9 protein-coding genes are annotated in these 10,660 nt (G+C 75.2%); 5 read left to right on the top strand and 4 right to left on the bottom strand.

Going from position 1 to position 10,660, the window contains the following annotated elements; genetic code table 11:
* Nucleotides 1-261 precede the first annotated feature (261 nt).
* Entirely contained in the window at nt 262-1,584 is a 1,323-nt protein-coding gene (locus ACFXG1_RS32370) for an MFS transporter (RefSeq protein ID WP_384719005.1), read from the top strand.
* A 64-nt stretch (nt 1,585-1,648) separates the two neighbouring features.
* Here the strand turns inward: ACFXG1_RS32370 and ACFXG1_RS32365 are convergent, their stop codons facing one another.
* A complete protein-coding gene (locus tag ACFXG1_RS32365) occupies nt 1,649-2,362 on the bottom strand; it encodes a TetR/AcrR family transcriptional regulator (RefSeq protein WP_384745752.1) in 714 nt (237 codons plus the stop codon).
* Between the two features lie 78 nt (nt 2,363-2,440).
* Between ACFXG1_RS32365 and ACFXG1_RS32360 the strand changes: the two genes are divergently transcribed.
* Nucleotides 2,441-3,388, top strand: coding sequence for an NmrA family NAD(P)-binding protein (locus ACFXG1_RS32360; RefSeq protein WP_384719009.1), 948 nt, complete (start codon nt 2,441-2,443; stop codon nt 3,386-3,388).
* Between the two features lie 34 nt (nt 3,389-3,422).
* Here ACFXG1_RS32360 and ACFXG1_RS32355 read toward each other — a convergent pair whose 3' ends face one another.
* Together ACFXG1_RS32355 and ACFXG1_RS32350 are read right to left on the bottom strand one after the other, a co-directional pair.
* Nucleotides 3,423-3,992, bottom strand: coding sequence for a chloramphenicol phosphotransferase CPT family protein (locus ACFXG1_RS32355; protein ID WP_384719011.1), 570 nt, complete (start codon nt 3,990-3,992; stop codon nt 3,423-3,425).
* A gap of 57 nt (nt 3,993-4,049) precedes the next feature.
* On the bottom strand, nt 4,050-7,946 hold the full coding sequence (locus ACFXG1_RS32350; RefSeq protein ID WP_384745749.1) for a helix-turn-helix domain-containing protein: 3,897 nt from the start codon (nt 7,944-7,946) through the stop codon (nt 4,050-4,052).
* A 398-nt stretch (nt 7,947-8,344) separates the two neighbouring features.
* Here ACFXG1_RS32350 and ACFXG1_RS32345 point away from each other — a divergent pair, with 398 nt between their 5' ends.
* Entirely contained in the window at nt 8,345-8,818 is a 474-nt protein-coding gene (locus ACFXG1_RS32345) for a hypothetical protein (RefSeq protein ID WP_384721684.1), read from the top strand.
* A gap of 261 nt (nt 8,819-9,079) precedes the next feature.
* On the opposite strand, the gene ACFXG1_RS32340 is transcribed toward ACFXG1_RS32345, so the two are convergent.
* A complete protein-coding gene (locus tag ACFXG1_RS32340) occupies nt 9,080-9,238 on the bottom strand; it encodes a hypothetical protein (protein ID WP_384721681.1) in 159 nt (52 codons plus the stop codon).
* 163 nt (nt 9,239-9,401) lie between these two features.
* On the opposite strand from ACFXG1_RS32340, the gene ACFXG1_RS32335 reads away from it, so the two are divergent.
* Nucleotides 9,402-9,737 (top strand): PadR family transcriptional regulator, encoded by a 336-nt coding sequence (locus ACFXG1_RS32335; RefSeq protein WP_384721679.1) that lies wholly within the window; start codon nt 9,402-9,404, stop codon nt 9,735-9,737.
* On the top strand, nt 9,737-10,636 hold the full coding sequence (locus ACFXG1_RS32330; RefSeq protein ID WP_384745747.1) for a hypothetical protein: 900 nt from the start codon (nt 9,737-9,739) through the stop codon (nt 10,634-10,636). The genes ACFXG1_RS32335 and ACFXG1_RS32330 overlap by 1 nt, the downstream gene beginning before the upstream one ends.
* Nucleotides 10,637-10,660 lie beyond the last annotated feature (24 nt).

Below are 10,660 nucleotides of genomic sequence, written 5' to 3'. Positions count from 1 at the left end.
TTTTTGTTGTGGTTTTTTATTTTTTAAAATCCCTTCGCTTCCTACCCCCGACAAGCCCCACTCCCCCCCGCCCCCGTTTTTTGGGCCCCCCCCCGGGGGGGGGGGTCCAAGACATCGGGGGCTGCCGGCGGCGGCCCGCCGCTGCTATGTTGGCTCCCATGATCTTCCTCTTGGCGTAGGCACGCCCTCGATCCCGCGACCGCGCTGCGCGCTCGCGGGGCCCCGGCGTCCCTTCTTCCGCCTCGATCGAGGAAATCTCCCATGTCTCAGCCCGTTGCCGGGCGGCCTTCGTATGCCGCCGTTCTGCGCCTGCCCCATGCCCGACGCACCTTCGGTGCCGCACTGTTGGGGCGGCTCTCGTACGGGATCGTCGCCCTGTCCGTGATGCTGGCGGTGCACCGGTCCACCGGCTCGTACACCGTGGCCGGAACCGTGATGGCGCTGTTCGGCGCCACCAGTGTCTTCCTCTCGCCCTTCCGGGCCGCCCTCGTCGACCGGTACGGCCCGCGTCCGGCTCTGCTGCCGATGGCCCTGCTCTACGCGGGACTTCTCGGAGCTCTCGCGGCGGCCGTCTGGCGGCCCGGCGGCTCCGCCCTCCTGCTGAGTGTCCTGGCCGCCGCCGCGGGCGCCGCGACACCCCCGCTGGGTCCGTCCATGCGGGCCGTCTGGCGGGAACTCACCGATGAACCGGCGCTGTTGCAGCGGGCGTTCAGCCTGGACGGTGTCGCGGAGGAGCTGCTGTTCGTCCTGGGGCCGCTGCTGATCGGCGCCCTCGTGCAGATCGTGCCTCCGGCCGTCGGCATCGTGGCGAGCGCGCTCCTCGTGGCGGTGGGGACGTGTGCTTTCGTCCTGTCGCCTGCGGTGCGGGAGCTGCGGCCCTTCGCCGATCCGGCGGAGGGTGCCCCGGCCCGGAGGCGGGGGCGGGGGCGGCGGACTCGGGGGCGGGGCGCGCTGGGGCCGGTGGCACCCGTGGTGGCGGCCGGGGTCGGGTTGGCGCTGGGGGCCGCGGAGCTGCTCGTGCTCGCTTCCGCCGCGCAGCGGCACCACGGGGACGGGGCGGTCGCCTGGGTGCTCGCCGCCCTCTCGGCGGGCAGCGCGGCGGGCGGGCTGCTCAATGGTGCGGTCGCCTGGCGGACCGGCACCCGGGTGCGGCTGGCGCTGCTGGCCGTCGGCCTGGGGATCGCGCTGGCCGCCGCGGGGCTCGCGCCGGGGCTGGGAACGCTGACCGTGGCGATGGCGTGTGTCGGCTTCTTCGTGGCGCCGGCGCTGACCACGGCGTATCTGCTGGCCGACGAGACGGCACCGCCGGGGCGCCGCACCCAGGCGGGGGCCTGGGTCAATACGGGGGTGAACGCGGGGATCTCGGTCGGTACGGCGGTCGCGGGTCTGCTGGTGGCACGGCTGCCGCTGGGGGTGTGCTTCGCGCTCGCGGGCGGCGTCACGCTCCTGACGGCTCTGGCCTGCGTCGTGCGGAGTCCGAAGAGGTCGGGAGGGCCGGGGAAGCCGGAGAAGGGCGCAACGTCGGCCTGTGCCGGGGCGGGTGCCGCGCTCGCGGAGCCGTCCGTCGCGTCGCCGGGTGTCTGATGTCGGAGGTGTCGGGCGTCGGGGGACGACGGCCCGCGGGGGTGATCCGCCGTTCGGGCCGGGGTCAGGGGGCGAGGCGTCGGCGGCGGGCTCGCTGGCGGCAGGTCGCGCCGCAGTAGCGGGCGGGGCGGCCGGTGGGGCGGTGCGGGAGGGGAGTACCGCATTCGGCGCACGGGTCGTCACGCAAGTGGTGTGCTTTCGTGACGGTGCCGCAGGTGCGCAGGGTGTCGAGTGTCAGGGTGACGAGGCGGAGTCCGGCGGCCCGGTCGGGGTGGGCGGCGAGGATGGCGGCGCATCCGGTAGCCAGGGCTGTCACATCGTCGGGGCCGACATCGGTACGGACGCCTCCGGCGCGTTGCGCGACGTCGAGGAGGGTGGTCAGGGTGTGGCCGAAGCGCCGCCGGGACGCGGTGAGCAGGGGGTGCGGCCAGCTTCCGTCGGCGATGACGGCGTCGCATACGTGGCCTCCGCCCCGGGAGCGTTCGACGATGTCGTGGAGGAAGGCGAAGAACGCCTCCGTGGGCGGGTGGGCCGCGGCGCGCCGCCGGCCGCACGCGGCGAGGTCGTCGACATGCCGGACGAGGACGGCTTCGAGCAGGGCCTGTTTGCTGGGGAAGTGCCGGTAGACGGTGCCCGCGCCGACTCCGGCGCGGTGGGCGATCGTCCCGAGGGATACGTCGAGTCCGTCGGCGGTGAACGCCTCGGTCGCCGCCGTGAGGACCCGGGCGCGGTTCCGGCGGGCGTCGGCACGGTCGCCGCCCGGGTGCGTGCCGGTCATGTCACGAAACCCCTTGTCGCTCGCGAGTAACCGGGTTGGAGTATTCCAGATCGGCGGACGAGCTATCAGGAGGACTTCATGGGCAACACGGTGGGCGGGATCGTCGTCGTCACCGGCGCGACCGGCAGGCAAGGGGGTGCGACCGCGCGCCGGCTGCTGGCGGCGGGGCGGCCGGTCCGTGTTCTGGTGCGGGACCCGTCGGCGCCCGCCGCCGTGGCGCTGGCGCGGGCCGGGGCCGAGCCGGTCCGGGCGGACTTCGACGTACCGGCGAGTCTGCCGCCGGCGCTGGAGGGTGCGGCCGCCCTGTTCGCCGTACCGCCGGTGTCCTACGGTCCCGGTGGCGGTGATGTGGACCGTGAGGTCGTACGGGGGCGCGCCCTGGCCGACGCCGCGGTGTCCGCGGGGGTGGGTCACACGGTTTTCACCGGGGTCGCCTCCACCCCGCACGACCTTCCGGTGTTCGCGGGGAAGCGGCGGCTCGAGGAGTACTTCCGGGCCCGTCTGCCGTTGGTGACCGTGCTGCGGCCCGCGCGGTTCATGACGAACTATCTGCGTCCGTCGCTGCCCGGTCTCGAAGGGATCGTGGACGGTGTCCACCGGCATGTGTTTCCGCCGGACGAGCCGGTGCAGATCGTCGCGCCCGAGGACATCGCCGAGTTCGCAGCGCTGGCCTTCGACCGGCCGGAGCGGTTCGGGGGGCGGGTTCTGGAGCTGGCGGGTGACGATCCGACACCGGCGGAGGCGGCGGCCGCGATCGGTGACGCGATCGGTGTCGGGGTGCGCTATGAGCGGTTGAGCCGGGACGAGGCCGCCGCGCTGCATCCGGAGATCGCCGACGTCCACGGATGGTGGGCTTCTGGGCAGCGCTGGCGTGCCGATATCGAGGTTCTGCGGGTGGTTCACCCGGGGCTGCGCACCCTGGACGGCTGGCTGGCCGAGTCCGGTGCCGCCGCCCTGCGTACCGCGATCTCCGGGGTGTCCGGGGCCTCCGGGGCCTCCGGTGGGGCCGTGTCCACCGGCGGGTGACGGGCCGGATCCCGGTGCCGGCCGGGGGCGCGGGTCAACCGGTGGTCGGCCGCAGGCGCTGGAACGCCGTGGGGGTGGCCCGTCGGGGCAGGTAGTCCGCGACGACGGCCGCGCACTCCGCCGGGGTCGACCGTGATGTGTCGACTTCGACGTCGTACTCGCCGCGGGCGTGGACCCGGTCGAACTGGCGGGCGGCCAGGCCCGGCGGACGGTCGCCGCGGGATCGTTCGCGGCGTTCCAGTTCGGGGAGCGGGCAGTGGACGCCGACGAGGACGACGTCCTGCGGACGGAACAGGTCCAGGCAGTCGCGCAGGCGCCATGGTTCGCTCAGGACGTGGTCGACGACGACGGTGTTCCCCGCCGCCGCCATGCCGGCGACCGCGCGGTGGTATCCCCGCCACGTGCGTTCGAGGACGGCGGCGAGTTCGTCCGGGGGCAGTTCGGGGGCGGAACGCATGGCGTGGAAGGTGTCCACCGGCATATGGAAGCAGGGTTCGGCCAGTCGGGAGGCGAGTTCGCGGGCGAGGCTCGTCTTGCCCGAGCTGGACGTGCCGTTGAGGAAGACGACGAGGCCGCCGGCCACGGGGGGTGCGGGGGTGATCACTCGGTCCTCCTCGTCGGGCGGGTGGCTCCCCCGGGGCGGGCGGGGAGCGCCTGGTCGTCAGTAGATCATGGGCGGCCCGGGGTACTTCCGGTGGCCGGTTCCCGACGGTCGGCCGTCGGCGGTCAGTCGTCGGCGGTCGGCCGTCGGCGGTCGGTCGTCGGCGGTCGCGCATGCCGGGGTGTAGGGGCGGCCGGGCAGATAGGTGCGGTGTTCCTGGGGGGTGAGGTCGCGGTTGACGGCGCGGCAGATTCCGTCGAGGGACTCCGCGAGGGTGGGGAAGGAGACGCTCCACAGCCGTACGGCGCCGTCGGAGCTGCCGGTGGCGAGGGTGCCTCCGTCGGGGCTGAACGCGAGGGCGTCGACCGCGACGTCCGGGGTGGTGAAGGTCCGGCGCTGCTGACCGGTGGCGACGTCGTACAGGTGGACGGAGTCCCGGCCGACGGCTGCGGCGCGGAAGAAGAAGGGGGCGCGGAAGCCGTTCAAGGCCAGTGTCTTGCCGTCGGGGCTGAAGACGAGGGTGAGGGAGGGTCGCGTATGGCGCAGAAGGGTGCGGCGGAGCTCTCCGGTGATGGTGTCCCACAGCCGGACGGAGCCGCCGCCGGTGGCGAGGAGACGGCCGTCGGCGCTGAAGGCGAGGTCACCGGATTCGGGGACCCTGAGGACGTGCCGTACGGCTCCGTCGGGGATGTCCCAGAGGCGTACGGCCCCGCCGCCGTCGACGGCCAGGATCCCCCCGCGGGGGCTGAAGGCGATGCGCCGGACCGCGGGTGAGGTCAGGGTGCGGCGGAGCTCTCCGGTGGTGATGTCCCAGATCCGCACGGTGCCGCCGCCGCCGGTGGCGAGGAGACGGCCGTCGGGGCCGAGGGCCAGGACGGACGGCGGCGGACCGGGGTGCGGCAGGGGGGCGCGGGTCCTCCCGGTGGTGATGTCGCCGATACGGACGGCACCGCGGCGGTCGACGTAGGCCAGGGTCCTGGCGTCGGGGCCGAGGGTGACGGCGCCGCCCGCCTCGATGCCGGTGACGGTGTCGCGGAGGGTGCGGGTCCGGCTGTCCCAGAGCCGGGCTTCGGAGGTCTTCGGCGGTTTCGCCTCACGGCCCTGGGCGAGGCCGCCGACGGCGGCGAGGGTGCCGCCTCGGGGGCCGAAGGCGAGGGCGCCGACTCCGGTGCGGGAGGTGGTGGTGAAGGTGTGCCGGAGCCGGTTGTCGGCGCGCCACAGGCGGACGGTCCGGTCGGTGGCCGCGGTGGCGAGGGTGCTGCCGTCCCGGTCGAAGGCGAGGGCGGTCAGGGGGCCCTCCTGGCCCGCGATGACCCCGTAGACGGTGTTCACCCCGATGTCCCACAGCTGGATGTTGCTGTTGTCGGCGTCCCCGATGGCCAGGGCTTTGCCGTCGGGGCTGAAGACGTTCCACAGGGGGCTCCGGCCTTCCCCCGGGAACGTACCGCGGACCCGGCCGGTGGTGAGGGACCAGATGCGGGTGGCGCCGTCCTGGTGTCCCACGGCGAGGGTGCGGCCGTCGGGCGCGAAGGACAGCGGGGACGTGTTGCGCGGCGTCGGCCCCGCCCTCCGGGGACGCGCGGCGCCGCGGGTGAGGATCCGGCGCTCGTCCGTCGCGACGTCCACGAGCCGGACCGTGCCTTCCGTATCGGCGGTGGCGAGGGTACCGCCGTCCCGGTCCAGGGCCAGGGCCGTGACGCCGGCGCGGGGCGCGGACACGCCGTCGCCGCCGCTGAGGACGGCGCGGCTTCGTCCGGTCCCGGTGTCCCAGAGCCGGATGGTGCCGTCGTCGGCCGCGGTGGCCAGGGTGCCGCCGTCGGGCGAGAACGCGATCGTGCCGACGTTCTTCCGGTGGCCGGTGAGGAAGGCGCGAAGGCGTCCGGTCCCGGCGTCCCGCAGGACGACGACGGGGCCGACGGCGGTGGCGGAGGTGCGGCCGTCGGGGGCGATCCGGAAGGCGGTCGCCGCTCCGTCGGGGCCGTCGTGGGTGACGCGCCGGCCGCCGGACCGGGTTCCGTAGTACCGGGTGCTCTTCGCGTCGGCGGCGTAGACGGCGGTCCCCAGGTCGGGGGTGAACGCCACCAGCGCGGACGGATCGGCGTCGACGACGCGCCGGCTCTTGAAGGCGAACTCGGCGATCCGGTAGATGCTGCCGACGGCCTCGGCGCTGGGGCCGAGCCGGTAGGCGTGGACGGCGAGCAGCGACGCGAGTTCCGGGTTGCCCTCGAAGAGGACGCCGGCCTGGGCGGAGAGCTGGCGGGCGAGGGCGGCGGACTGGGCGGCGATGACGTTGTCGCGTTCCCGGGCGATGCCGCGGTACTGGTGCCAGGTGGTGAGGCCGCCGGTGAGGGCGAGGACGAGGAGCAGGGCGAGCATGCCGATGAGGCGCCGCTGCAGGCGGGCGGCGCGGATCCCGGTCCGTTCCTCGTGGCGCTGTGCGGCGGTACTGGCCGTGAGGAAGGCGTGTTCGTCGGGGGTGAGTCCGTCGTGGGGCGGGGGGAACGCCTCCTGTGCGGCGGCGAGCCGGGTGCCGCGGTAGAGGGCTCCGGGGTCGCGGTCGAGTTCCTCCCAGGCGGCGGCGTCGTCGGTGAGCCGTCGGTGGGCGACGAGGCGGACGCGTTCCTCGTCGATCCAGGACCGCAGCCGGGGCCAGGCGGTGATGAGGGCTTCGTGGGCGAGGTCGGCGGTGTCCCCGTCGAGGGTGACGAGCCGGGCGCGGGCGAGGTTCTCGAGGACGGTCGCCGCGCCGTGGGCGCCGATGTCCTCCAGTTCGGCCCGGGGCGCGGGGCGCCGGGTGTCCTGGGAGCCGTGGCCGGGGGCGATCAGCCGGAGGAGCATATGGCGGGCGGAGCGGGCCTGAAGGGGGGTGAGGCGGGTGTACGCCTCCTCGGCGGTGTCGGCGACGGCGCCGCGGATGCCGCCGACGGTCTCGTACGCGGCGAGGGTGAGGGTCCGGCCGCGGCGCCGGCGCCAGACCTCCTGCAGGGCGTGGGACATCAGGGGCAGGGCGCCGGGCTCGCCCATGGTCTCCTCGACGATCCGGACGGTCAGTTCGCGTTCCACGATGAGCCCGGCGGCCCGGGCGGGGCCGACGATCGCCTGGCGCAGCTCCGCGCGGGTCATGGGCCCGACGAGGAGGTGCGCCTTCCGTAAGACGTCGACGAGATCGGGGTGTTCGGTGCAGTGGCCGTAGAAGTCGGCCCGGACCGCGGCGACGACGCGCAGTCCGCTGCCGGGGTCCCGGGCGGCGAGGAGGAGGTCGATGAAGCGGGCGCGTTCGGCCGGGTCCCGGCAGAGGGTGAAGACCTCTTCGAACTGGTCGACGACGACGATCGTGTCGCCGCTCCCCGGGTCGCCGGGGCGGCGGCGGGGGGTGAGGACGGGGGTGTGGGTGGTGGCGGGGCGGGGGCCGGGGGTGAGGATCCGGATGCCGGTACAGGGCAGGAGCGGTTCGTCGTCGGGGGATTCCCGGAGGCGGGCGATGAGGCCCGCGCGCAGCAGCGACGACTTGCCGCTGCCCGAGGCGCCGGTGACGATGACGAGGCGGTGGGCGGCGAGGAGGCGTACGAGGCCGGTGACGAGGCCGTCCCGGCCGAAGAAGAGGTCGCGGTCGCCGGGTTCGAACCGGGCGAGTCCCCGGTACGGGGCGCCGGCCGCGTCGCGGTGGACGACGCGGGACGCCCGTTCCTCGACGGCGCGGGCTGCCCGGTGCCACTTGGTCTCCCAGGTGTCGGGGTCCGCTCCGCAGACGGTGGCGTAGGCCAGTGCCACGGGCAGGGACGGCAGTTGTTCGCCCGCGGCGGCCTGGGACAGGGTCGAGACGGAGTATCCGGCGCGCCGTGCCATGTCCCGGTAGGTGATCCGGCCCGCCGACTCCCTGAGCTTCCTCAAGTCGTACGCGAATCGCTGGACCGGTCCGGCTTCCGGATCGATCGGTACCTCACGACGTCCCGCCACGCGTACCCCCTTGTCAGTGGCCCCATTTCCCACGGGCCCCGATGCACCCATCCGACACCGGGGGGCGTGGCCCCGCCAGACCATTGTTCGGACAGCTCGAAGTCGGCTTCTCGAACAATCCCCGCCCTTGTTGTATGGGGTGGTGGGGCCGGATCCAGCGGCCCCGCCACGGTGCGGTGGCGGCCGGACGGGGGAATGTCCGGCGGGTGGCGGCGGAGCCGCGCCGTCATCGGTCGGCGCGAACGGCCGCCACCGCCGTGGGGCGTGAGAGCCACCCAGGCCGTCACGGGGGCGGCCGGGTGGAACGCGTGCCGCCGGAACTCGCGGGCGCGGGCGCGGGCCCGGGAGGGGCGCGTGGGGGCCAAAGGCTCCCTTGTTCGCGGAAAGGACGGTGGATCGTGAGTCACCTCGTAGGTCCGGATCCGGTGTCGACACCGGAGGAGTTGGTCGCCCGTATGCGGCGGCTCAAGGACGGGTCGGGGCTGACGTACCGGCAGATCGCGGCGCGGGCCCGGGAGGCCGGGGACTTCCTGCCGTCCAGTACGGCGGCGGGCGCCCTGGCCAGGGGCACGCTGCCCCGGGCGGAGCTTCTGGCGGCCTTCGTCCGTGCCTGCACAGGTGACGAGGAGGCGGTACGGGAATGGGCCCGCGTCCGGGACGATGTCGCCGCCCTGGCCCGTCGCGTGCCGCCGGCGCCCGCGCCCGTCGCGGGGGCGGTGGCCGCGAGGCCGGGGGCGGGAGGGGCGGCTTCTGCGGGGCGGCCGCGGTGGGGCCGTCCGCTGGTCGCCCTGGCCGTCACGACCGTCTGCGGGACGGCCGCCTGGCGCATGCTGTCCGTCCCCTCGTTCCCGGCGCGGCGCGGGCAGCCGTAGGCGAGGGATCACGAGGGGGCGCCGGTGCCCGGGGGTGCCGCGGGGACGGCGGCGTCCCCGGTGCGCCGGCGCGGCCGTGTCGTCGGAGAAGCGCCGTCCGCCCGTGGGGCGGGGCTCCTCCGGTCCGTGCGCCGAACCGTGTCCGCGAAGTCCCGCCCGGCACGCGACGCCCGGAACGCGCACTCCCCCGTGGCCGCGGGGCCACGAGGAGAGCGCGCGGGCCGGGCGCGACGTCGGCGGACCGGCCCCGCGGTGCGTCTCTCAGCCCTGGTCGCCCAGGTCGCCGCGGCCGAGGCGGCGCTTGCGGCCCAGCTTGCGCAGGACCGGCCAGGGGTCACGGACCGAGCGTCCGTACCCCCGCAGCTTGTGCGGATTGCACACCCCGCAGCCCTTGCGGCGACGGTGCGGTGAATGAGCCATGTCTGCCTTCCCTACGCGCCCCGCCCTGGGGCCGGCGTAGGAACCACCACGTCGTCATGCGGCTCATTCTAGGTCGCGTTCGAGGAGAGCCTCCCCCCCTTCGCCCGGGGCTCGTGGCGCCCGGCGTTTGGCCATATGCCGATCGTCGGCATATGTTGTCGACATGACTGAACGGGCGATGCAGGAACCGACCTTGCTGGTGCTCACGGCGCTGGCGGACGAGCCCCGGCACGGGTACGCGATCATCCAGGAGGTGGCGAAGATCAGCGGCGGCCGGGTCGCGCTGCGGACGGGGACGTTGTACAGCGCTCTGGAACGGCTGGTGACACAGGGGCTGATCGAGGTCCGCGCCGAGGAGGTCGTCGAGGGGCGGCTCCGCCGGTCGTACGGTCTGTCCGGGCGGGGACGCGAGGTGCTGGCCGGCGAGGCCGAGCGGCTTGCCGCCACGGCCCGGGAAGCGGTACGGCGGCTGGGTCCGAGCGCCGCGGCCGGTGCGTGATGACCCGTCTGATACGGCTCTACCCGGCCGGGTTCCGGGCCGCGTACGGGGACGAGGTGGCGGCGGTCTACCACGAGGCCACCGCGGGCGCCGGGCGCGTCGAGCGCGGACGTGAGGCGCTGGGCATCGTGGCGCACGCGCTGCGGCTGCGTACGGGGCTGGGGTCGGGGCGGCCGCTGGGACGGCTGTGCGGCGCGGCGGCCCCGTTCGTGCTCGCCGCCTCGGCCGCGCACGCGGGTCTCGAATTGTCCGACATGGCGGCGTACGCCTCGGCCGTGCGCGCGGAGGGCCGCCCTCCGGCGTTCTTCGCCGAGGACATCGCGCGGGCGGCGACGGCGGCGGCAATGGTGGTGTGCGCCGTGTTCGCGCTGCTGGGGCGGTGGGCCGCCGGGCGACTGTACGCGGCGGCGGCGCAGGCCGTCCTCGCGGGAACGGTCCTGGCGCTGGACGGCGGGACCCCGGACGGGGTCCTCACCGGGGGCGCGGGCCTGGTCGCCGCGGCCGTGCTCGCCGGCTGCCCGCCCGATGCCGTCCCGTCCCGGCGGGCGCGCCTCCTGGCGGGGGCGGCCGGGGCGGCGATCTGGCTGCCGCTGACGGCCCTGTCGCTGGACCGGCTGCCGGTGTCGACGGACTACGCCCTGTGGCCGTTCCTGGTCCTGGCCTGTGCCGGAGGGCTGCTCGCCGGGTGGCGCGGCGGCGCCGCCGATCCCGACGGCGGGATCTTCGGGCTCGGGGTCGGCGCGGCGGCGGTCGCGGCGGCGCCGTTCGCCGTCGACGCCTACCTCGCCTGGAGCTCCGTACTCGCGCCGCTCACGGCGCTTCTGCTCTTCGCCGCCGTCGCCTCGGCGGTGCGTGCCACCGCCCGGGCCCGCCGATCCGCGCCCATCGGCCGGCTGTGAACCCGGGGCCGCCCCGGGCGGGGG

This window comes from Streptomyces sp. NPDC059248 (genome assembly GCF_042753905.1).
Lineage (GTDB): Bacteria > Actinomycetota > Actinomycetes > Streptomycetales > Streptomycetaceae > Streptomyces.
Note: the sequence above shows the minus strand (reverse complement) of the source record. Positions and strands in the feature narration are given on the sequence as shown.

Coding starts and splice junctions, on each gene's coding strand:
- ACFXG1_RS32340 (WP_384721681.1), bottom strand. CDS start 9,238: ATGGCTCATTCACCGCACCGTCGCCGCAAGGGCTGCGGGGTGTGCAAT.
- ACFXG1_RS32365 (WP_384745752.1), bottom strand. CDS start 2,362: ATGACCGGCACGCACCCGGGCGGCGACCGTGCCGACGCCCGCCGGAAC.
- ACFXG1_RS32370 (WP_384719005.1), top strand. CDS start 262: ATGTCTCAGCCCGTTGCCGGGCGGCCTTCGTATGCCGCCGTTCTGCGC.
- ACFXG1_RS32360 (WP_384719009.1), top strand. CDS start 2,441: ATGGGCAACACGGTGGGCGGGATCGTCGTCGTCACCGGCGCGACCGGC.
- ACFXG1_RS32335 (WP_384721679.1), top strand. CDS start 9,402: ATGACTGAACGGGCGATGCAGGAACCGACCTTGCTGGTGCTCACGGCG.
- ACFXG1_RS32330 (WP_384745747.1), top strand. CDS start 9,737: ATGACCCGTCTGATACGGCTCTACCCGGCCGGGTTCCGGGCCGCGTAC.